This window comes from Mesorhizobium sp. L48C026A00, assembly GCF_000502375.1.
In the GTDB taxonomy this organism is placed as follows: domain Bacteria; phylum Pseudomonadota; class Alphaproteobacteria; order Rhizobiales; family Rhizobiaceae; genus Mesorhizobium; species Mesorhizobium muleiense.
The window spans coordinates 1-21,640 of record NZ_AYWU01000038.1; the positions used below are offsets into that span (position 1 = coordinate 1).

At 62.9% G+C, this 21,640-nt stretch carries 22 protein-coding genes and 1 pseudogene; 9 read left to right on the forward strand and 14 right to left on the reverse strand.

All coding sequences use genetic code 11. The features are described 5' to 3' along the window. Positions 1 to 626 (forward strand): annotated as a pseudogene (locus X738_RS88865) (hypothetical protein); the annotation flags it as partial. Between the two features lie 2 nt (positions 627 to 628). Beyond that, a complete protein-coding gene (locus X738_RS88870) occupies positions 629 to 910 on the forward strand; it encodes a DUF805 domain-containing protein (RefSeq protein WP_023803320.1) in 282 nt (93 codons plus the stop codon). Positions 911 to 970: 60 nt separating this feature from the next. Here X738_RS88870 and leuB read toward each other — a convergent pair whose 3' ends face one another. The 3 genes from leuB to X738_RS76590 form a co-directional block, all read right to left on the reverse strand. Beyond that, on the reverse strand, positions 971 to 2,074 hold the full coding sequence (gene leuB, locus X738_RS76580) for a 3-isopropylmalate dehydrogenase (protein ID WP_023803321.1): 1,104 nt from the start codon (positions 2,072 to 2,074) through the stop codon (positions 971 to 973). A gap of 223 nt (positions 2,075 to 2,297) precedes the next feature. After that, the gene (locus X738_RS76585; protein WP_023803323.1) at positions 2,298 to 2,675 is read right to left on the reverse strand and encodes a RidA family protein; all 378 of its coding nucleotides are present in this window, start codon (positions 2,673 to 2,675) and stop codon (positions 2,298 to 2,300) included. 821 nt (positions 2,676 to 3,496) lie between these two features. After that, positions 3,497 to 4,720, reverse strand: coding sequence for an argininosuccinate synthase (locus X738_RS76590; protein WP_023803324.1), 1,224 nt, complete (start codon positions 4,718 to 4,720; stop codon positions 3,497 to 3,499). A gap of 171 nt (positions 4,721 to 4,891) precedes the next feature. On the opposite strand from X738_RS76590, the gene X738_RS76595 reads away from it, so the two are divergent. After that, entirely contained in the window at positions 4,892 to 5,533 is a 642-nt protein-coding gene (locus tag X738_RS76595; protein ID WP_023803325.1) for a LysE family translocator, read from the forward strand. On the opposite strand, the gene X738_RS76600 is transcribed toward X738_RS76595, so the two are convergent. The 5 genes from X738_RS76600 to X738_RS76620 form a co-directional block, all read right to left on the reverse strand. After that, positions 5,505 to 5,984: a hypothetical protein gene (locus tag X738_RS76600; RefSeq protein ID WP_023803326.1), complete on the reverse strand. Its 480-nt coding sequence runs from the start codon at positions 5,982 to 5,984 to the stop codon at positions 5,505 to 5,507. The genes X738_RS76595 and X738_RS76600 overlap by 29 nt on opposite strands. Beyond that, complete coding sequence (gene rlmN / locus X738_RS76605) at positions 5,981 to 7,216, reverse strand: 23S rRNA (adenine(2503)-C(2))-methyltransferase RlmN (RefSeq protein ID WP_023803327.1); 1,236 nt, start codon at positions 7,214 to 7,216, stop codon at positions 5,981 to 5,983. Before rlmN ends, X738_RS76600 begins: the two co-directional genes overlap by 4 nt. Before the next feature lie 181 nt (positions 7,217 to 7,397). Then, positions 7,398 to 7,901 (reverse strand): invasion associated locus B family protein, encoded by a 504-nt coding sequence (locus X738_RS76610; RefSeq protein WP_023803328.1) that lies wholly within the window; start codon positions 7,899 to 7,901, stop codon positions 7,398 to 7,400. Positions 7,902 to 8,135: 234 nt separating this feature from the next. Continuing rightward, positions 8,136 to 8,498, reverse strand: a complete 363-nt coding sequence (locus X738_RS76615) for a YkvA family protein (protein WP_023803329.1) — start codon at positions 8,496 to 8,498, stop codon at positions 8,136 to 8,138. Between the two features lie 116 nt (positions 8,499 to 8,614). Beyond that, entirely contained in the window at positions 8,615 to 8,935 is a 321-nt protein-coding gene (locus tag X738_RS76620; protein ID WP_023803330.1) for a 4a-hydroxytetrahydrobiopterin dehydratase, read from the reverse strand. Positions 8,936 to 8,987: 52 nt separating this feature from the next. On the opposite strand from X738_RS76620, the gene X738_RS76625 reads away from it, so the two are divergent. Continuing rightward, positions 8,988 to 9,506 carry a low molecular weight protein-tyrosine-phosphatase gene (locus X738_RS76625; RefSeq protein WP_023803331.1) on the forward strand — a complete coding sequence of 173 codons (519 nt, stop codon included), beginning with the start codon at positions 8,988 to 8,990 and terminating at the stop codon, positions 9,504 to 9,506. Here the strand turns inward: X738_RS76625 and thpR are convergent. Continuing rightward, on the reverse strand, positions 9,410 to 10,006 hold the full coding sequence (gene thpR / locus X738_RS76630) for an RNA 2',3'-cyclic phosphodiesterase (protein ID WP_023803332.1): 597 nt from the start codon (positions 10,004 to 10,006) through the stop codon (positions 9,410 to 9,412). The genes X738_RS76625 and thpR overlap by 97 nt on opposite strands. A 138-nt stretch (positions 10,007 to 10,144) precedes the next feature. Further along, a complete protein-coding gene (locus tag X738_RS76635) occupies positions 10,145 to 10,789 on the reverse strand; it encodes an arylesterase (RefSeq protein WP_031256803.1) in 645 nt (214 codons plus the stop codon). 84 nt (positions 10,790 to 10,873) lie between these two features. On the opposite strand from X738_RS76635, the gene X738_RS76640 reads away from it, so the two are divergent. From X738_RS76640 to X738_RS76655, 4 genes are all read left to right on the forward strand, one after another. Continuing rightward, positions 10,874 to 11,569 (forward strand): ABC transporter ATP-binding protein, encoded by a 696-nt coding sequence (locus tag X738_RS76640; protein ID WP_023803334.1) that lies wholly within the window; start codon positions 10,874 to 10,876, stop codon positions 11,567 to 11,569. A gap of 169 nt (positions 11,570 to 11,738) precedes the next feature. Then, the gene (locus X738_RS76645; RefSeq protein ID WP_084833937.1) at positions 11,739 to 14,237 is read left to right on the forward strand and encodes an ABC transporter permease; all 2,499 of its coding nucleotides are present in this window, start codon (positions 11,739 to 11,741) and stop codon (positions 14,235 to 14,237) included. A gap of 241 nt (positions 14,238 to 14,478) precedes the next feature. Beyond that, a complete protein-coding gene (locus X738_RS76650; protein ID WP_023803336.1) occupies positions 14,479 to 15,258 on the forward strand; it encodes a Bax inhibitor-1/YccA family protein in 780 nt (259 codons plus the stop codon). 117 nt (positions 15,259 to 15,375) lie between these two features. Continuing rightward, complete coding sequence (locus X738_RS76655) at positions 15,376 to 15,948, forward strand: GNAT family N-acetyltransferase (RefSeq protein ID WP_023803337.1); 573 nt, start codon at positions 15,376 to 15,378, stop codon at positions 15,946 to 15,948. On the opposite strand, the gene X738_RS76660 is transcribed toward X738_RS76655, so the two are convergent. From X738_RS76660 to X738_RS76665, 3 genes are read right to left on the reverse strand one after another with little or no spacing between them, the layout of a single operon-like run. After that, positions 15,949 to 16,335, reverse strand: coding sequence for a DUF2794 domain-containing protein (locus tag X738_RS76660; protein ID WP_023803338.1), 387 nt, complete (start codon positions 16,333 to 16,335; stop codon positions 15,949 to 15,951). A gap of 28 nt (positions 16,336 to 16,363) precedes the next feature. Continuing rightward, positions 16,364 to 16,783, reverse strand: coding sequence for a hypothetical protein (locus X738_RS85475; RefSeq protein ID WP_156942737.1), 420 nt, complete (start codon positions 16,781 to 16,783; stop codon positions 16,364 to 16,366). Further along, on the reverse strand, positions 16,780 to 17,574 hold the full coding sequence (locus X738_RS76665; protein WP_031256806.1) for a DUF1223 domain-containing protein: 795 nt from the start codon (positions 17,572 to 17,574) through the stop codon (positions 16,780 to 16,782). The genes X738_RS85475 and X738_RS76665 overlap by 4 nt, the downstream gene beginning before the upstream one ends. Before the next feature lie 178 nt (positions 17,575 to 17,752). Between X738_RS76665 and X738_RS76670 the strand changes: the two genes are divergently transcribed. After that, positions 17,753 to 18,421: a ceramidase domain-containing protein gene (locus X738_RS76670; RefSeq protein ID WP_023803340.1), complete on the forward strand. Its 669-nt coding sequence runs from the start codon at positions 17,753 to 17,755 to the stop codon at positions 18,419 to 18,421. A 264-nt stretch (positions 18,422 to 18,685) separates the two neighbouring features. Here the strand turns inward: X738_RS76670 and acnA are convergent, their stop codons facing one another. Beyond that, positions 18,686 to 21,376, reverse strand: coding sequence for an aconitate hydratase AcnA (gene acnA / locus X738_RS76675; protein ID WP_023803341.1), 2,691 nt, complete (start codon positions 21,374 to 21,376; stop codon positions 18,686 to 18,688). Positions 21,377 to 21,640: the final 264 nt, after the last annotated feature.

Consider the following 21,640-nt stretch of genomic DNA (forward strand, 5'->3'; position numbering starts at 1 on the left):
GCGGCGGACACGACAGGGGGAAAACTGTAACCCATGTATCCGGTTCAAAGTGTTACCCATCTATCAACTGGACACAGGGCGATGAGGGGCGGCGCAGACTTCGACGATTGGTCGTCTCCAACACGAGTCGCGCGCTATCTTTTGTCTGGAGCGATGCTCCCGCGCACGCACCCCTTGCGGTCTGCCGCAACTTTGAACAGTCTGGCCAGCGGGACGAGGGGCAGGACATGCGCGGCGAAGTGCTTCACTATGACGAGGATCAGGGTTTTGGTTTCGTCTCCGGGGCCGACGGCAACCGCTACACGTTCGCGCGCGAGGATCTGCGCCGAGAGGCGACGATACGCAGGGGCACGGCCATCGAGTTCCAGCCGGCTGGCGGACGGGCACGCGAGGTTTTTTCGATCCGTGTCCAGGCTGCCAGTCCGACGGACGCAACCGTGGCCCCGTCTCAGGCCGGAAATGCGCCCGTGGCGCCGCAACATTTCGGCCGTTTCGCTGAAAATGCTCCCGCCACCGACCTTTGGAGCTACTTCCGGCGGGGCCTGACTGAAAATTACTTCAATTTCGCCGGCCGTGCCCGCCGCAAGAATATTGGGGCTATTGCCTGTTCTGGGCGATCGCGCTGATCGTGGTCGTCGGCGTCGGCCTCTTCATCGACGACGCGATGGGCGATCTTGACGAATTGCCGGCAGCGACGGTCGGTCTTTGCGGCGCGTTTGTGCTGGCGACAATCCCGCCTTGGATCGGACTGAACGTGCGTCGCCTGCACGACATCGGCCTGACCGGCTGGCTTTTTCTGGCGGTGCTCATCCCGACCATTGGCTGGCTGATCATCCTGGTCTTCGCGCTGATCCCGACGCAGGCCCGTGAAAATCAGTGGGGCCCGGTGCCGGCGGGGGTCAGGGCCTAGCTGGTCGACACAGCGATTTTGAGGGACTGGAAGCCGGGCGGACGTCGATCGCCAGCAGGCTTAGCCCAGGAATCTGGCGATGATCGCGTCGCCCATCTCAGCGGTGCCGACCTCGGTCATGCCAGGGGAAAGAATATCCCTAGTGCGCAAGCCCTGGTCGAGCACGGCGGCGATGGCGCTTTCCAGGCGATCGGCCTCAGCCACCATGCCGAAGGAATAGCGCATGGACATGGCGAAGGAGGCGATCATGGCGATCGGGTTGGCGATGCCCTTGCCCGCGATGTCGGGCGCCGAACCGTGCACCGGTTCGTAGAGCGCCTTGCGCTTTTTCGTCTTGGCATCCGGCGCGCCGAGCGACGCCGAAGGCAGCATGCCGATCGAGCCGGTCAGCATGGCGGCGATGTCGGACAGCATGTCGCCGAACAGATTGTCGGTGACGATGACGTCGAATTGTTTCGGCCAGCGCACCAGCTGCATGCCGCCGGCATCGGCCAGCATGTGGTCGAGCTTGACGTCGCCATATCTGGCCTTGTGCGTCTGCGTGACGACCTCGTTCCACAGCACGCCCGACTTCATCACATTGCGCTTTTCCATCGAGGTGACGTGGTTCTTGCGCGTGCGTGCCAGCTCGAAGGCGACGCCCGAGATGCGCTCGATCTCGAAGGTGTCGTAGACTTGGGTGTCGATGCCGCGCTTCTGGCCGTTGCCGAGGTCGATGATCTGCTTGGGCTCGCCGAAATAGACGCCGCCAGTGAGCTCGCGCACGATCAGAATGTCGAGCCCCTCGACCACCTCCTGCTTGAGCGAGGAGGATGCCGCCAGCGCCGGATAGCAGATGGCCGGCCTGAGATTGGCGAACAGCTCCATGTCCTTGCGCAGCCGCAGCAGTCCGGCTTCCGGGCGCACCTCATACGGCACCGCATCCCATTTCGGCCCGCCGACGGCGCCGAACAGCACCGCGTCGGCGGCCATCGCCTTGGCCATGTCGGCATCGGAAATCGCCGCGCCATGCGCGTCATAGGCGCAGCCGCCGACCAGCCCCTCATCGGTGACAAAACCGCTGTCGAGCTTGTCGTTCATGACGGCGATCAGCTTCTTCACTTCGGCCATCGCCTCGGGGCCGATGCCATCGCCGGCGAGCAGGAGAAGATTTTTCGAAGCCATCCGGAACCGTCCTAATTGTGGCGCATGAAATCGGAATCGATTTCGCAAAGCATCATGCGCAGAAACAAAATTCTACAGCGTCCCTTTTCGCGGCCAAAGGACGCGCGGCGCTGTCGTGAGCCGCGGCCTTGCTAAACGCCCAGTGGGCTATGTGCAAGCCTTTGCATCCTTGTCGATGAACGCGCCTCGAAAGGTCGCGCAAGCTCCTGCACCGCCGTCGAACTCAGCGCTTGAGTGCCGTCACTTCGATCTCGATCTTCATTTCCGGCTTGTTGAGCTGACAGACGATCATCGTCGCCGCCGGCCTGATGTCGCCAAAAGCCTCGCCGAGGATCGGAAAGACGATGTCGACGAAGGCCGCGTCGGAGATGTAGTAATGCGCCCGCACCACATCGGCCATCTCAAAACCGCCGTCCTGCAACGCCTTGGCAATCGTCGCCAGGCAATTGCGCGTCTGCGCCTCGACCGTCTCCGGCATCGACATGGTCGCATAGTCGTAGCCCGTTGTTCCGGAAACGAAACACCAGTCGTCCTGTACCACGGCACGCGAATAACCGGCGGCCTTCTCGAAGGGCGAGCCGGTGGAGATCAGTTTTCGCATGGTTCCCTCGCATATTCTTCAGGCGATATTGAGCTGAAGACGTGCCTTCCGGCTATGGGCCAGGCGGGGTGGATCGACAGCGCAAACCGTTATAGGCAGGCATGTCGGCCCTGCGTTCGATCGCAGCGAGGTCGAGCGAGCGGCTCGAACTCCTCAAGGCCCCACCAGAAAGGCAGCGGAACAGGCATCGGCCAACGCAGTGGTCTCCGTCCCGAAAGCCGAGCGGCAGCGAACGTCGATTGTTTCAGCGGCGATTTCATGGCAGGGCGCAAGGACATTCAAGATTGGCCGAAACATCCTCCACTTCGTCATCCTAGGGCGAAGCAAGGAGCGAAGCGACGCGGCGCAGACCCTTGGATCCATGCCGTCACCTCGCGGCAGTGCTCCTGCGGACCAGAACCGAACGCTACCACCCCGTTCCGCGCTCGACCCTTCTGGATTGGTCTTCTCGATCAGTTCGATCTTCCATTGGCGCAGCGGTGGACGCAAGCGCCGTTCTGAGCCGCTGCATTCTTGGGCTGATGTCACGGAATGGATCCCAGGGTCTGCGCTGCGTCGCTTCGCTCCTTGCTTCGCCCTGGGATGACGAGGGCGTAGGAGCTCACGGCTTGTCGCAGACGCTGGNTGTCACGGAATGGATCCCAGGGTCTGCGCCGCGTCGCTTCGCTCCTTGCTTCGCCCTGGGATGACGAGGGCGTAGGAGCTCACGGCTTGTCGCAGACGCTGGTGATTGGCAGCTGGGGCAGGCGGCCGCCAACGACCGTCCATCGTCTCTTTCGGGCTCTGTCTAAGAGCCAAAGCCCTCCGTGCAGAGAAACTGGCTAGCTTTTTCGGCCCCGCGCCGCCAGCGTCCGCAACCTCAGCGCGTTGAGGCGGATGAAGCCTTCGGCGTCCTTCTGGTCGTAGGCGCCGCGGTCGTCCTCGAAGGTGACCAGCGCGTCGGAATAGAGCGTCTTGTTCGACTTGCGGCCGGTGACGATGACGTTGCCCTTGTAGAGTTTCAGCCGCACCGTGCCTTCGACGTCTTCCTGGCTCTTGTCGATCATCGCCTGCAGCATCAGCCGCTCGGGCGCGAACCAGAAGCCGTTGTAGATCAGCTCGGCGTAGCGCGGCATGAACTCGTCCTTGAGGTGGGCGGCGCCGCGGTCGAGCGTGATCGATTCGATCGCCCGGTGGGCTGATATCAGGATGGTGCCGCCGGGGGTCTCGTAGACGCCGCGTGATTTCATGCCGACGAAACGGTTCTCGACAAGGTCGAGCCGGCCGATGCCGTTGTCGCGGCCGAGATCGTTGAGCGCCGCCAGCATCGTCGCCGGCGATAGTTTCTTGCCGTCGAGCGCGATCGGATCGCCCTTCAGGAATTCGATTTCGATCTCGGTGACCTTGTCCGGCGCGTCCATCGGCGAGATGGTGCGCTGGTGGACGAATTCCGGCGGCTCGCTCCACGGGTCCTCCAGCACTTTGCCTTCGGAGGACGAATGCAGAAGATTGGCGTCGACGGAAAACGGCGCGTCGCCCTTCTTGTCCTTCGGCACCGGGATCTGGTGCTGCTCGGCGAAGTTGATCAGGTCGGTGCGCGACTTGAACGACCAGTCGCGCCATGGCGCGATGACCTTGATGTCGGGATTGAGCGCATAGGCCGAAAGCTCGAAACGGACCTGATCGTTGCCCTTGCCGGTTGCGCCATGCGCAATCGCATCGGCGCCGGTTTCTTTTGCGATCTCGACCAGGTGCTTGGAGATCAGCGGCCGGGCGATCGAGGTGCCGAGCAAATAGGTGCCTTCATAGACGGCGTTGGCGCGGAACATCGGGAAGACGAAGTCGGAGACGAACTCCTCGCGCACGTCGACGATGCGAATGTCCTTGATGCCCATCATCTCGGCCTTGCGCTGCGCCGGCTCCAGTTCGCCGCCCTGGCCGAGATCGGCGGTGAAGGTGACCACCTCGGCGCCAAGCTCGGTCTGCAGCCATTTCAGGATGATGGAGGTGTCAAGGCCGCCGGAATAGGCGAGCACGACCTTCTTGACGGCTTTTGCTTTCGACATTTGGCTGTTCCGCGACAGGGTTCTTTGCGGGCGAGGTATCACGGCCTTTCCGGGCTGCGCAAGAGACGAACGGTCCCTTGGTCGCTGCTGGCATACTGGATCAGGCCAGTCGCTGGTGCGGAGAAGACGCTTGCGGTATAGGCTGCGCTTTCTTTATCCAGGGGCCCGCAGATGTCCTTCATTCCCGACACCACCACGCTGATCCAGTTCGCCATCGCCACCGTGATCCTGGCGATCACGCCGGGCCCCGACATGACGCTGTTCGTGTCGCGCACGCTGAGCCATGGCCGCGCCACCGGCTTTGCCTCGATGGCCGGCGCGCTGTTCGGCACGCTGATCCACACCACGCTGGTGGTGGTAGGAATCTCGGCGTTGATCGTCGCCTCGCCGATGTCTTTCCTGGCCCTGAAGATCTTCGGCGCTGCCTATCTCGTCTTCCTGGCGTGGCAAGCGATCACCAAGGGATCGGCGTTTTCGCCCGAGAAGAAGAGCGGGCCGGAGATTTCGCTGTTTCGCGCCTGGGCGGCAGGGCTCGGCGTCAATCTGCTCAACCCGAAGATCATCCTGTTCTTCATGACCTTCCTGCCGCAGTTCGTCTCGGCCCATGATCCCAACGCGCCCGAAAAACTGTTCTTCCTCGGCGCGATGTTCGTCGTTTTGTCGATTCCGGTAACAGCGCCGATGGTCTTTGCGGCAGAAAAATTCTCGGCCGCGATGAAAGCAAGCCCGCGGGTGACGCGCGCCGTCGACTATCTGTTCGCCGGGGTGTTTTCGGCCTTCGCGCTCAAGATCCTGACCGCCCAGGCGAAGTAGACCTTCCGGCTTGGCGCCAGCTTCCGGCCGAGCGCCCGGCGCTCAGCCAGTAGAAAATGCCGCCGACCATGCCGCTGCCGATCACGGCAGCGACGACGCGCGGGTCGGTGATCTCGAAGTTGGCGTCGGCGGTCTGGTGGGCGAAGCCGAGGAAGACCGCCGCGACCACCGCGCCCGCCAGCGCATAGAACAGCCAGTCGCGCCGTCCGAGGATTTCCGAGACGAGAATCGCCACCGCTGCCGGCATAAAGGCGAAATAGGCGACGAACAGCGCAACGAAGGGGATTGAAAAATACAGCGAGGCCGTCGCCGCCGGCTGCACATGCTCCGGCGTATAGCCCAGCGACGCCAGGAACATGACGTTGAGGAAAGCGCTGGCCGCTAGCGCGGCAACGCCATAACCGATCAGGATGATGGCGAAGCGGATGAAGTAGGCGACAAGGCGGGTCACGCCTCGCCGTGCCCCGCGATCATCATTGCTTCCAGCGCGAGCCGATCGACCTTGCGCATGCGCTCGGATTCCGACTTGAGCTGGCCGCAGGCGGCGAGGATATCGCGGCCGCGCGGCGTGCGGATCGGCGAGGCATAGCCGGCATTGTTGATGTAGTCGGCGAATTTCTCGATGGTCTCCCAGTCCGAGCACTGGTAGTTGGTGCCCGGCCACGGATTGAACGGGATCAGATTGATCTTGGCCGGAATGCCTTTGAGCAGCTTGATCAGTCCCTTGGCGTCCTCGATCGAATCGTTGACGTCCTTCAGCATCACATATTCGAAGGTGATGCGGCGGGCGTTCGACAGGCCGGGATAGGCGCGGCAGGCGGCGATCAGCTCTTTCAAGGGATATTTTTTGTTGATCGGCACCAAAAGGTCGCGCAGATCGTCATTGGTGGCGTGCAGCGAGATCGCCAGCATGACACCGATCTCGTCGCCGGTGCGGAAGATCTCCGGCACGACGCCGGAAGTCGACAGCGTGATGCGTCTCTTCGACAGGGAAAGCCCGTCGCCGTCGGACGCGATCAGCAGCGCCTTCTTCACCGCCTCGAAATTGTAGAGCGGCTCGCCCATGCCCATCATGACGATGTTGGACACTTTCCGGCCCTCGGCCGGAACGACCGCGCCATCGGGCGTGTCGCGGTCGGGGAAATCGCCGAGCCGGTCGCGGGCGGTCAGAAGCTGGGCGAGGATTTCCTCCGCGGTCAGGTTGCGCACCAGCTTCTGCGTGCCGGTGTGGCAAAAGGAGCAGGTCAGCGTGCAACCGACCTGTGAGGAGATGCAGAGCGTGCCGCGGCCTTCTTCGGGAATGTAGACGGTCTCGATCTCGACCGGCCGGCCGGCGCCGCGCGGCGGAAAGCGAAACAGCCATTTGCGCGTGCCGTCGGAGGAAATCTGCTCCTCGACGATCTCGGGCCTGGCGACGGTAAAATGCTTGTCGAGCTCGGCGCGCAGATCCTTGGAGATGTTGAACATACCGGCAAAGTCGGAGACGCCGCGCACATACATCCAGTGCCAGAGCTGCTGGGCGCGCATCCTGGCCTGGCGCTCCGGCACGATGCCTGATGCAACGAGCGCAGCGCCAAGCTCGGCGCGGGTCAGGCCGATCAGCGACGGTTTTTCCGCCGGCGCGGCGCGGGGGCGCAACGCGTCACGGGCGCCTTCAGTGGTAAGGTCGAATGAGAGGGTCATTGTTGCGCCAATATAAGCGATTTACGGCCGATTACAGCATCGTGCCCGAAATGAAGCGCGGCGCATAGCACAGCTTGACGGCGGAGTCATGCAGGGGCGATCTTTACCTTCTTCCCACAAGGGGGGGAAGGGAGAGCCGTGCCAGGCCCGGACCCGGCCGCTCACTCAAACCCGGCTTTGGCTATTTGCACTTGGCGATGGACGACAGCGCCGCCGAAATGCCTTTCAGCGAAAAGACATAGGTGGTGGTGTTGCCGCGGCCGGACTTCGCCTGCACCTTCATGTCGCTGCCGGTTTTCATCGCGGCGATCAGCACCGGCTCCTCGGCGGCGTTTTCGACCCAGGCCGACTTGCCGCGGGTGAACATCGAAAAGCTCTTGCCGTCGATGGTGACGGTGGCCTTGGAGTTTTCCTGGAAATTGTAGCCGGCGATGAATTGCGGCTCGTAAGACACTTGCTGTCCCGGCCGCTGGCTGACGAAGAAGAACATGTCGCCATGGTCAAGCGTCGGCGGCTGCTTGTCGGTCGGCACGGTCAACACATAGCAAACCTTGCCGCCCGACGCCTGGTAGCTGTAGGTGCCCCAGGCATTGTGCTGGCCGATTTTGGTTGCCGACTGCGCCAGAGCCGGCGCTGTCATGGCCACCAGTGCCAGGCTCGAAATTGTAGCAATCAATCCGCGCATCGCTTTTCCCATATATGGTGCGGAGGCAGGCCGGCTCGGCGTCCTGCCCGTCGCTTCATTTTGATTTAATCTGGGTTACCAAACGGTGAAGTTCCCTCAGGAAAAGGACATCCACCCCAGGAAACCGCCGCCATCCTTGCGCCCGTCGCTCGAAAGCGGCAGTTGCAACGTCCCTTTCGCGACTTGGATGCCACGAAAGCGGCAAGAGTTTGACTTTTCTGCCTTATCGCCGGCTCAGCCGTTGTCGGCAATCGCCTGTTTGGCGGCGAGCCGATGCGCTGATGTGATGTGGGCTTTGACGGTGGTGATCGCGGCGGTCAGCACGGCGATGTCGTCGGTAAAGCCCAGTCCGAGGACGAAGTCGGGGATGACGTCAGCCGGCAGCACGAAATAGCCCAGCGCCGCCACCAGGATGCCCTTGGCGCGCAGCGGCGTGTTCTTGTCCATGGCGCAGTAGTAGGCGGCGACCAGTTCCTCCATGAACGGGATCTGCCGGGCAGCCCGCTTGGCCGTGCGCCAGAATTTCTCGCGCACTTCGCTCTCGTCGCCCGGCTTGCCGCCAAAGCCGAAGAAATCAAAACCTGATTTTTGCGCCATCAGTCTCTCCTAACGAGGCTGCGCATGGCGTTCCACGCGCGCCTGCCAGCGGAAAATGTGGTGAAAGCCCCAGTCCACTACAAGAGCCCGGCCGTTCCGCGGCCTGAAAAATCAGGCTACGGCGTCGACAGATCTCCAACGACCTGACCGAAATAGCGGCTCATCGTCCTGGCCAGTTCTAAGTCGAGCGCGGTCAGGCCGCCGGCATCATGGGTGTTCAGCGTCACGTTCACGGTGTTGTAGACGTTCGACCAGTCGGGGTGATGGTCGATCGTCTCCGCCGCCAAGGCGACGCGGGTCATGAAGGCGAAGGCTTCGGAAAAATCGCTGAAGGTGAAGCTGCGCGTGATCGAGCCGCCATCCTCGGCCAGCGACCAGCCGTCGAGCCCGGCCAGCGCCTCGGCGACCGCCTCCCTGCCCAGTTTCTCTCTCGCCATGGTCGCTTCCCGTGCTATCTGGATTTGCAGTCTTCAGCATAGTGCCGGATCGATGAGCCCCAAGCCGATAAAATCCATTCTCTTTGTCTGTCTCGGCAATATCTGCCGCTCGCCACTGGCGGAGGGCGTGTTGCGCGCCGTCCTGGCAGAGCGCGGCCTCGATCGGGATATCCTGCTCGATTCGGCCGGGACCAGCGACTGGGAAGCCGGTTCGGCACCCGACCCGCGCTCGATCTCGATCGCCAAGCGGCACGGCGTCGATATTTCCGGACAGACGGCGCGCAAGCTGGCGCCGGACGATTTTTCGCGTTTCGACCTCATTCTCGCCATGGACCGATCGAATCTCCGGGATCTTAAAGCGCTGGTGCCTGCCGCCATGCGCGACCGTGTCCATCTGTTCCTCGAGTTCGCCGAGGGAAAGGTGGGCGACGTGCCGGACCCCTATCATCAGGGGCCGGAGGCGTTTGCCTCGGTCTACCGCATGATCCGCGAAGCGTCGGAGGCGCTGGCGACGCGGCTCGATGCACGGGCATCGGCGCCCGACAGCGGCCAGGCCTCCTCGACGATGTAGGGTCCGCCGCCGACCGAATCGCGCGACGACATCAGGACGAAGCGGCCGACACGGAAGGGCAGCGTCGAAAAATTGCCGCGCGCCGAAAGATACTGGGCGACGTCGAGCGGGCTCGAATTGCGCAACCTGGCCAGCGTCACATGCGGCATGAATTTGCGCGGGTCGGCGGGGATGCCGAGGCGCTGGCAGATGCGCTCGATCTCGGCTTGCAGCGCCGCAAGATCGGGCGAGAAGGAGACGCCGGCCCACACCGCGTGCGGTTTTTTCTGGCCGAAGGCGCCGACGCCGGACAGTGTCAGCGCGAAGGATGGGCGGTGGACACGGTCGAGCGCGTTGGCGATCTCGTCGGCGACATGGCCCTCGACATCGCCAATGAAGCGCAGCGTCATATGGTAGTTCTCGACGTCGATCCAACGGGCCCCGGGCAGGCCGCCCCGGAGCAGGGACAGCGAAAGGGCGGCATCACGCGGTATTTCGAGGGCGGTGAAAAGACGCGGCATGGCAAGCCTCCTGTCCTCGAATCGAACTCTGCCCCTAGCGAATCATCGAAAATCGAGCGGGGCAAGCGGTTTGTTGGTTGCACCTGGCCTAAAATCAAATCGTGCGGGAATGCGGAGCTTCATCGAAATCCGGTCCCTTCAAGAGTTGCCCTTAACCACGGCAATGGCTTTCTCGACATCCGGCAGTACGCGCTCGACCATGCGGTCGATGCCCTTGGCATTCGGGTGCAGGCCGTCCTCAAGTTGCATAGCTGGTTCGCCGGCGACGCCGTCGAGAAAGAATGGATAGAGCGGGACGCCGTGTTTTTCCGCCAGTTTCGGGAAGATCGCGTCAAAGCCGTTCTGGTAGTCGGCGCCGAGATTGGGGGCGGCGCGCATGCCGGCCAGCAGCACGGCGATGTTGCGCTGCTTCAGCTTCGCCAGCATGGCGTCGAGATTTTTTTGGGTGATATCGGGAGAAACGCCGCGCAGCATGTCGTTGGCACCGAGTTCGAGAATGACAAGCTGCGTGCCGTCCGGCACCGACCAGTCGAGCCGCGACAGGCCGCCACTCGACGTATCGCCGGATACGCCGGCATTGGCGACGGTCACATCGTGGCCCTTGGCGCGGAGTGCTGCCTCAAGTTTCCGGGTGAAGCCTTCGTCCGGTCCGAGGCCAAAGCCTGCCATCAGGCTATCGCCGAAACCGACGATCGTGAACGGCTCGGCGCGCGCCGATGAAACGGCGCCGCAAATTTCGAGGAAAAGGAAGAAGGCTGCGGCAAGTCGGTGTTTGAAAGCCATGCGGCCGGGCCCCATATGACCGAGAACATTATACTGGCGGTAGGCGGAATTCTGCCCTCCCTTTCCATATAGGACGATTTTATTTTGACAGAAGCCGTCATCGCGCTGAAAAATGTATCGCTGACGCTCGGCGAAGGAGCGTCTTCCGTCCATGTGCTGAAAGGGGTCAGCCTTGACGTGTCAAGTGGCGAGGCGACCGGCATCGTCGGGCCGTCGGGCTCGGGAAAGTCGACGCTGCTGATGGTTTTGGCCGGTTTGGAAAGGGTCGATTCGGGTACGGTACGGATTGCCGGCGAATTGCTGAACGGCAAGAGCGAAGACCAGATCGCATCGTTTCGTGGGCGAAACATTGGCATTGTCTTCCAGTCCTTCCACCTCATTCCCAACATGACAGCGCACGAAAATGTCGCAGTGCCGCTGGAACTAGCCGGCCATGCCGATCCGTTCGGGGTGGCGGCGCGGGAGCTCGAGGCGGTGGGCCTGAGTGACCGCGTCACTCACTATCCCGGCGAATTGTCCGGCGGCGAACAGCAGCGTGTGGCGATCGCCCGGGCGCTGGCGCCTTCGCCGCGCATCCTGATCGCTGACGAGCCGACCGGCAATCTGGACCAGGCGACGGGACGGCAGGTCGCCGATCTCCTGTTCGCCAAAGCGGCCGAGCGCGTCATGACGCTGGTGCTGGTCACCCACGATCCGGCGCTCGCCGCACGCTGCTCCCGGCAGGTATCGATGCGGTCGGGCCGGATCGAGGATGCGCCATTGCTTAAAGTGACGGCGTAGCGCAATGGCTGATAAGACCCCCTCATCCGGCCCTTCGGGCCACCTTCTCCCCGGCGGGGCGGTGGCGACCTCTTCTCCCCTCGGGGAGAAGGTGGCCGCGAAGCGGCCGGATGAGGGGGTCCCTTGGGCGCGCACCTTTTCACTCGCCTTCCGCTTCTCGCTGCGCGAGATGCGCGGCGGGCTGTCCGGCTTCCTGATCTTCCTTGCCTGCATTGCGCTTGGCGTCGCGGCGATCGGCGGCGTCAATTCGGTGGCCCGGGCGATTACCGCCGGTGTCGCCAACGAAGGCCAGTCGCTGCTCGGCGGCGATCTTCGTTTCCAGCTCAATCAGCGCGCCGCGACGCAAGCCGAGCAGGTCTTTCTTGACGGGCTGGGCACGGTTTCGCACAGCGCCAACATGCGCTCGATGGCGCGGCTCGAGGACGGCTCCGACCAGGCGCTGGTCGAAGCCAAGGCGGTCGACGGCGCTTATCCGCTCTATGGCGCGCTGCAGACCGAGCCGGCGCTGGCGAAGCAGGAATTGTTCGGCGAAAAATCCGGTGTTTTCGGTGCCGCCGCACCCGACCTTTTGTTCGAGCGGCTGAACCTTCGGATCGGCGATCGGCTGAAGCTGGGCAGCGCCACCTTCGAACTGCGCGTCCGGCTCGTCAACGAGCCGGACGCGGTATCCGACGGGTTCGGCTTTGCGCCGCGGCTGATGATCTCGACGGACGGGCTTGCCGCTTCCGGTTTGATCCAGCCCGGCAGCCTGGTTGAGAACGCCTACAAGGTCCGCCTGTCCGTCGGCACCAGCGAGGCGGGCATAAAAGCCATTCAGGATCAGGCGGCGGAGGATTTTCCCGAGTCCGGCTGGTCGATCCGCACGCGCAGCAATGCAGCACCGGCATTGTCCGCCAATATCGAACGGTTTTCGCAGTTCCTGACGCTGGTCGGGCTGACGGCGCTGGTGGTCGGCGGCGTCGGCGTGGCCAATGCGGTGCGCGCCTATCTCGACGGCAAGCGCGGCGTCATTGCCACCTTCAAGAGCCTGGGAGCTTCGGGCGGTTTCGTCTTTGCCGTCTACCTGGTGCAGATCCTGATGATCGCCGTGCTTGGCATCACGCTCGGCGTCGTGCTTGGCGCGCTGATGCCGTTCGCGGCGAGCGCGGCGCTGCAGTCGATCATTCCGGTGCCGGCGGAAGGCGGATTCTATCCCGGCGCGCTCGGCATGGCGGCGCTGTTCGGGCTGCTGGTGACGCTGGCTTTCGCCTTGCTGCCGCTCGGCCGGGCGCGCGACGTGCCGGCGACGGCGCTGTTTCGTGAAATGGGTTTTGAGGGCCGCGGTTTTCCGCGCCCGCTCTACACGGCGGCGGCGCTCGGCATCGCGCTGCTGCTGGCGGCGCTGGCCATTCTGTTTTCCGGCGACCGCTACATCGCCTCGATCTTCGTCGGCGCCACCATTTTTGCTTTTTTGGTGCTGCGCCTTGTCGGCGCGCTGGTGCAGTGGGCCGCCAAAAGGAGCCCGCGCGTTGGCTCGACGGTGCTCAGGCTCGCCATCGGCAACATCCATCGGCCGGGCGCCTTGACGCCGTCGGTGGTGCTGTCGTTGGGACTGGGGCTGACGCTTCTGGTGACGCTGGCGCTGATCGACGGCAATCTCAGGCGGCAGATTTCCGGCAGCCTGCCGGAGCGGGCGCCGAACTTCTTCTTCGTCGATATCCAGAGCAGCGATGTCGATGCGTTCTCGGAGCTAGTCGGCAGGGAGGCGCCGCAAGGCACGCTGGTCAAGGTGCCGATGCTGCGCGGCCGGGTGATGGCGCTGAACGGCGTCGACGTCGACAAGGTCAAGGTCCCGGCGGAAGGGGCCTGGGTGCTGCGCGGCGATCGCGGGCTGACCTACGAGGCCAGAATTCCTGCGAATGCGACGCTGACCGAAGGGACATGGTGGCCGGACAATTATGCCGGCGAGCCGCTGGTGTCGTTTTCGGCCGAGGAAGGCAAAGAGATCGGGCTGAAACTCGGCGATACCGTCACCGTCAACGTGCTTGGCCGCAACGTGACAGCGAAGATCGCCAATTTCCGCCAGGTCGAGTGGGAGACGATGGGCATCAATTTCGTCATGGTGTTTTCGCCCAGCACATTTGCCGGCGCGCCGCACAGCTGGCTGGCGACGCTCACCGAAAAGGGCGCGTCGCCGGCCGACGATGCCCGTCTTCTCAACGCTGTCACCCGTGCCTTTCCCGCGGTGACGACAGTCAGGGTCAAGGACGCGCTCGACATCGTCAATCGGCTGGTGGCGCAACTCGGCACCGCTATCAGGGCCGCGGCTGGGGTGGCGCTGATCGCCTCGGTGCTGGTGCTGGCCGGCGCGTTGGCGGCCGGCAACCGCGCCCGCATCCACGATGCGGTGGTGCTGAAGACGCTGGGCGCCACCAGGAAGACGCTGATCGCGGCCTTTTCGCTGGAATACATGCTGATCGGCCTCGCCACGGCGATCTTCGCGCTGGCGGCAGGCGGCATTGCGGCGTGGTTCGTTGTCGCGCGCGTCATGACGCTGCCATCGCATTTCATGCCCGATGTGGCGGTGGCAACCATTGTCTTTGCCTTGCTGGTCACGGTCGGCATCGGCCTCGCGGGCACCTGGCGGGTGCTGGGCCACAAGGCGGCGCCGGTGCTGCGCAATCTCTGATCTGCAAGGGTCGGCAAGCTCAACGCGACCGGGATTTGGTTAAATCTTGTTAATGTTGGGCTTCGGACGGCCGATAAATCCGGATTTTTGCTACTTCACGAAGCATTACGCCCGGTTACGGTCTTGTTCTTGACGCCAATAACCATCATATTTCGCGGCAGGCATGCTGGAGCCCCGCCAGCGGCGCCTCGGTCCAAATCGACCGGACACCGGACGGGGCAGAAGCAATATGAGGATTTCCATGGCTGAACCCGTTCGCAATTATCAGGCGCGTGCCGTGCCCGGCGTCGGCGTCGATGCTGCTATCGACCAGGGCCTGCGCGCTTATATGATCAAGGTCTACAATCTGATGGGGCTTGGCCTCCTCATCACCGGCCTCGCCGCGGTCGGAACGATCATGCTGGCCACCACCACCGATCCGGCTTCGGCGGTCGCTACGCTGCCGAACGGCGACATGCTGACGTCCTTCGGCTACGCGATCTTCGGCTCGCCGCTGAAATGGCTGGTGATCTTTGCCCCGCTGGCAGCGGTGCTGTTCCTGTCGTTCCGCGTCCAGTCGATGAGCGTTTCGGCCGCGCAGACGACATTCTGGGTCTATGCCGGCCTCGTCGGCCTGTCGCTGTCGTCGATCTTCCTGGTCTACACGACCGCCAGCATCTCGCAGACCTTCTTCGCCACCGCCGCCGCCTTTGGCGGACTGTCGCTCTACGGCTACACGACCAAGCGCGATCTTTCCGGGCTCGGTTCGTTCCTGATCATGGGCGTGGTCGGTCTGATCATCGCAAGTGTGATCAACATCTTCCTGCAGTCGTCGGCGCTTTCCTTCGCCGTTTCGGCGATCGGCGTGCTGGTCTTCGCAGGGCTGACCGCCTACGACACGCAGAACATCAAGGAGATGTATTTCGAGGGCGACGAGACTGATGTCGCCGGCCGCAAGGCGATCATGGGCGCTCTGAGGCTCTATCTCGACTTCATCAACCTGTTCATGTTCCTGCTGCAGTTCATGGGCGATCGCCGTTAACACCGGTCCCTTGCGTCTGTGGACCAGCGAATCTGGAAAGGGCGGCCCAACGGCCGCCCTTTCCTTTTATGCCGGCCTTTGCTGTTATAGAAGGCAGATGAACGGCTTGCATAAATTATGAGCAGCATCACGATACGCGGCGCGACAGCGGTGGATCTCGACCGGATCACCGACATCTATGCCGATGCGGTGATGCACGGCACGGCGAGCTACGAACTGGAGCCGCCCGACCGTGCCGAGGTGGGCGAGCGCTTCGACAGTATGATAGCCGGCGGCTTTCCCTATCTGGTGGCGGAAAAAGACGGCATCGTGCTCGGCTATGCCTATGCCGGGCCCTTCCGGGCGCGGCCTGCGTACCGGTTCATCGTCGAAGATTCTGTCTATGTCGCGCCCGAGGCCAAGGGCCATGGCATCGGGCTGAAGCTGATGCAGGGGCTGATCGCGGCGGCCGAGGCGGCGGGCTTCCGCCAGATCATCGCGGTGATCGGCGACGGTCGGCCGGACAGTGTCTCGGTCCGGCTGCATGAAAAGCTCGGCTTTCGCCATTCGGGCCGTCTGGAAGCCTCCGGCTACAAGCACGGACGCTGGCTCGACACGGTGTTCATGCAACTGCCGATCAATGGCGGGTCTCAGGCTCCGCCTGATCCCAACTCACTGCCGGAACGGAGATTCCGGAAGCACAACAAGTAGTTAGGCCTCGACCAGCTTCAGCGTTCGGTCGAAGACGCCAAGCACGCGGCCAAGTTCCTGGCCGCGCTTGAGGATGCGGCCGCCGGCGGCAATGACGGCGAAAGCGCCTTGCCGGCGCGCCAGCTTCGGATCCTTGACGATCTGGAACAGCGGCACCTCGCTGGTGCGACGGAAGACGGAAAAGACGGCGCGGTCGGCAAGATGATCGATGGCGTAGTCGCGCCATTCATTGGCGGCGACCATGCGCCCGTAAAGCCTCAGGATCTGGTCCAATTCACGCCGGTCGAACCGCACCGGCTGGTCGAGGCGTTCACGTCTTGCCTCATGCAGCGGGATCAGTATTGCGGATGCGTCCCCATCCTCCGTCCCACTGCCGTGATCAGTCATGCCTCGATCCCTTCGAATGAATCTTACACTAATCAAAGTTGGCGCTTTCGCCATGGAATTGCAAGCCCAACTGGGCAAAGGCTGGCGGCGCAACGTTTCCGCGGTGTCCAGTCACGTTTATAAAAACGCCCGTTGAAATTGGTGATGCTTCGCCACAATCCTGCCTTCTTTTAACCGCGCTAATGCCCCAATCTCCGACGAATTTACGGGTGTTGCCTGAGACGGTTCGGTCCGGCACTGGCTCGTAAACCCCAAGCCCCCCGCCCACGGGTCTGCGTCGGATCGAACCAACCTCGGTTTCTCCCTTGGAGAAATCGAGCGCGACGATCCCAAAACCTAAATGACCGGCGTCAGAAGCAAGCTGACGTCGGTTTTTTATTTTATTGGCAGTGAATGCGCGGCCTTCCCTTCTCCCCCTACAAGGGGAGAAGGAGAGGTCACCGCTCAAGGCTTGTGGATCAGGGCGGCGCCCAGGATGGGACCCGGCATGCCGTCCTTGCCCACCGATTGCAGCAGCACGGCGCAGCCGCCCTTCTTGGCAATCACGCTCATCGGCAATTCGTAGCGATGCGCCTTGCCGTGCCACATGCCGGCGGTCTGGATGCCGGAGACGGCGTTCCAATAAGTCATGCTGCGGCCGGTGTTTTCGCCCTTGCCGATCTTGATGGTCTGCGGCGGATCGAAATAGACGATGACGACATGGGCATCGCTGGGGCCGCTCCCGGCATCGCCGGCGTCGATGATGACGCGGTCGCTGGTCCGGCTGACCTTGATGCCGACCTGCATGCCTTCGCCGGATGTTTTCATGCGGGCGAGGGCGCCGTCGACTTCCTCGCGGCGGGCGCCGTTGACATGGCTGCGGCCATTGATGACGGCCTGCGGCGTATAGACCGAGCGGCTGCCGAAGGCACGCATATACTCATACTGCCGCTCGGTGTTCTCCTTGCGGCTCAGCGTGTCCTTCCAACCGAGATAATCCCAGTAGTCGACGTGATAGGCGAGCGCGACGATGTTCTCCTTGGCGGCAAGCTCGGCGAAAAATGCATCGGCCGGCAGGCAGGAACTGCAGCCCTGGCTGGTGAAGAGCTCGACCACGCCCAAGGGCTGGCCGACCAGGGATTTATCTGTCTGGGAGCGGTCGGCCTCGCCGGCAAGCGCATTGGCGGCAAGTCCAGCTCCGGCAAGCACCGAGAGGGCCAGCGCAAACGCCGCAAGCCGCAATGGTCTTCGAGGTGTCATGGCCGTTTCGACTCCCGCCGGTGATGGCCGGCTTTGTTCTGGTTGGCGAAATATGTGGCAGAAGTGGCAGTCAACGGGAAGTCACGTTGCGGTGAAATTCTACCGTTGCGACAAACTGCAAGGGCGCTCCAGGATGGGCTACACTTTAAGGTAGATACCGATTCGGGCGACAATCAGCATGTGGCAAACTCTCCTGACGCCGGTCGACCTGTACTGCGAGCGGGTCGGGCCACAGTTCTGGGCCGAACCGGTCAACCCACTGACCAATATGGCTTTTCTTGTCGCCGGGCTATGGGGTGTCCGGGAGGTGCGCCGGCGCGGCACAGGCATCTTCGCCGAAATGCTGGCCTGGTGGGTGGTGGCGATCGGCATCGGCTCGGCGCTGTTCCACACCTTTGCCAACCATGCCATGGTCTGGGCCGACGTGCTGCCGATCGCCGGGTTCACGCTGGCCTACACGCTGTTCAACCTGCGCCGTTTCCTCGCTATGCAATGGGGCAAGGCGATCGCCATCTTCTTCGCCTTCTATGCCGTCACCGGGTTGTTGACCTGGGCCGTGCCGGACTGGCTGCGCCAGGCATCGAACGGCACGACCGGCTACCTGCCGCCCTTCCTGGCGCTCGCCTTCTTCGGCGCCTGGGTGGCGGCGAGCGGCAACCGCGCCGGCTGGTACAATCTGGCGGGCTCGGCGATCTTCGTCGCGTCGGTCATCTTCAGGACGATCGATCCGCTGGTCTGCGGCAGCTTCCCGCTCGGCACGCATTTCCTGTGGCACATCCTCAACGGGCTGATGCTCGGCGTGCTGCTGGCGGCGGCGGCGCGGTTCGGTAGGGGAATAGGGGAATAGGGGAATAGGGGAATAGGGGAATAGGTATTGTCTTCCCTACTCCCTTACTGCCTTACTGCCTTACTGCCTTACTGCCTTACTGCCTTACTGCCTTACTGCCTTACTGCCTTACTGCCTTACTGCCTTACTGCCTTACTGCCTTACTGCCTTACTGCCTTACTGCCTTACTGCCTTACTGCCTTACTGCCCTACTCCCTTACTCCCTTACTCCCTTACTCCCTTACTGCCCTACTCCCTTACTCCCTTACTCCCTTACTCCCCTCTCTATGCTGCCAGATCGCGCAGCACATATTGCAGGATGCCGCCGTTCTTGAAGTAGTCGAGTTCGTCCAGCGTATCGATGCGGCAGATGATCGGAATGTTCTTCACCGTGCCGTCGCCATAAGTGATCTTCGCGATCATCTTCTGACGCGGCTTGATGGCGCTCAGTCCGTCGATTTCGACCAGTTCGTCGCCCTTGAGGTTGAGCGAGGCCCATGAGGTGCCTTCCTCGAAGACGAAGGGGATGACCCCCATGCCGACCAGGTTCGAGCGGTGGATGCGCTCGAAGGACTGAGCGATGACGGCGCGAACACCCAACAGGTTGGTGCCTTTGGCCGCCCAGTCGCGCGACGAGCCGTTGCCGTATTCGACACCGGCGAAGATGACCAGCGGCACGCCTTCCTTCTTGTACTCCATGGCGGCGTCGTAGATCGATTTCTCTTCCTTCGACGGATAGTGGATCGTGTAGCCGCCCTCGCGGCCGTTCTCACCCAGCATGTGGTTGCGGATGCGGATATTGGCGAAGGTGCCGCGCATCATCACCTCGTGATTGCCGCGCCGTGTGCCGTATTGATTGAAGTCGGCAACGCCGACGCCATGATCGATGAGGTACTTGCCGGCCGGCGAGGCCGCCTTGATCGAGCCGGCCGGTGAGATGTGGTCGGTGGTGATCTTGTCGCCGAACAGGCCGAGCACGCGGGCGCCCTTGATGTCGCCGATCGTGCCGAAGCCCGATGTCATGCCAGCGAAGTAGGGCGGGTTCTGCACATAGGTCGAATTGTTGTCCCAGGAATAGGTCTGGCCTTCCGGCGCCTTGACGTTCTGCCAGTATTCGTCGCCCTTGAAGACGTCGGCATATTTGCGGGCGAACAGTTCGCGCGTCACGTTCTTCTCGATGAACTCCTGGATCTCGACCGAGCTCGGCCAGATGTCCCTGAGGTAGACCGGGTTGCCGTCGCGGTCCTCGCCGAGCGGTTCGGTGGTCAGATCCTTGGTCACGGTCCCGGCCAGTGCGTGGGCGACGACCAGCGGCGGCGAAGCGAGGTAGTTCGCCTGCACGTCGGGCGAGACGCGGCCTTCGAAATTGCGGTTGCCGGAAAGCACCGCGGCAGCAATCAAGCCCTTGTCGTTGATGGTTCTGGAGATCGGCGCCGGCAACGGGCCGGAATTGCCGATGCAGGTGGTGCAGCCGAAGCCGACCAGATTGAAGCCGATCTGGTCCAGTTCCTTCTGCAGGCTGGATTTCTCCAGATATTCGGCGACGACCTGGCTGCCCGGCGCCAGCGATGTCTTGACCCACGGCTTCTGCTTGAGTCCGAGCCGGTTGGCGTTGCGTGCCAGCAACCCGGCGCCGATCAGCACGCTCGGGTTCGACGTGTTGGTGCAGGAGGTGATGGCGGCAATGACGACGTCGCCATGGCCAAGGTCGTAGTCGTTGCCCTCGACGGCATAGCGCTTGTCGATTTCGACCGCCTTCTTGTACTCGGTTTCCATCGCCTTGACAAAGCCGGCCGGAATGCCTTCGAGCGCGACCCGGCCCTCTGGACGCTTGGGTCCGGCCATCGACGGCACGACACTGCCGAGATCGAGCTCGAGCAGGTCGGTGAAGACCGGATCGGCCGACCCGGTATCGCGCCACATGCCTTGCGCCTTGGCGTATGCCTCGACCAGCGCGATGCGGTTTTCCTCGCGGCCGGACATGGTGAGGTAGCGGATGGTTTCGCCATCGACCGGAAAGAAGCCGCAGGTCGCGCCATATTCGGGCGCCATGTTGCCGATGGTGGCGCGGTCGGCCAGCGTCATGTTGGACAGACCCGGACCGAAGAATTCGACGAACTTGCCGACGACGCCCTTCTTGCGCAGCATCTGGGTGACGGTGAGCACGAGATCGGTGGCGGTGACGCCTTCCCTGAGCCTGCCGGTGAGCCGGAACCCGATGACTTCGGGCAACAGCATGGAGACGGGTTGGCCAAGCATCGCGGCCTCGGCCTCGATGCCGCCGACGCCCCAGCCGAGCACGCCAAGGCCGTTGATCATGGTGGTGTGCGAATCGGTGCCGACGCAGGTGTCGGGATAGGCGGTGGTTTCGCCGCCTTCAGTGTTGGTCCACACGACCTGGCCGAGATATTCGAGATTGACCTGGTGGCAGATGCCGGTGCCGGGCGGCACGACGCGGAAGTTGCGGAAGGCCTGCTGGCCCCATTTCAGGAATTTGTAGCGTTCCTCGTTGCGCTCGTATTCAAGCTCGACATTCCTGGCGAAAGCCATCGGCGTGCCGAACTCATCGACGATGACCGAGTGGTCGATGACCAGGTCGACCGGCACCAGCGGATTGATCTTCTGCGGGTCGCCGCCGAGCGAGGCCATGGCATCGCGCATGGCGGCCAGGTCGACCACGGCCGGAACGCCGGTGAAATCCTGCATCAGCACGCGGGCCGGGCGATAGGCGATCTCGACCCCGGCGGTGCCCCTGTCGGTCAGCCAGCCGGCAACCGCCTGGATGCTCTCCTTGGTGACGGAACGGCCGTCCTCGTTGCGCAGCAGGTTCTCCAGCAGCACCTTCATCGAATAGGGCAACTGGGCGATGCCGGTGAGGCCGTTCTTCTCGGCCTCGACGAGATCGTAATAAACATAGTCGGAGCCGCCCGCGGTCAGCGTGCGACGGCAATTGAAACTATCGAGGGATTTTGACACGTGCGATCCGTCCTTGTCTGTTCAGCCTGAAAGGGAACGGACGCCGATGGCATGCAATCACGCGCAAAGGTGCGGGTACGGCCATTTCCGCTGTCCGTTCCCAGCCAACCCGAGCCGTTCAAGGCGGCGCGTGCGCTGGTTCGGCGCTAATTCGCTTCCCGTGCCGACCGCTGGCACGGATGCCCCGCATATAGAGAATTTCCTGGAATAGTTCTAGACAGTCGAACGGCTATTTTGTGCGATGCGGCAGCTGCCGTGGCGCGA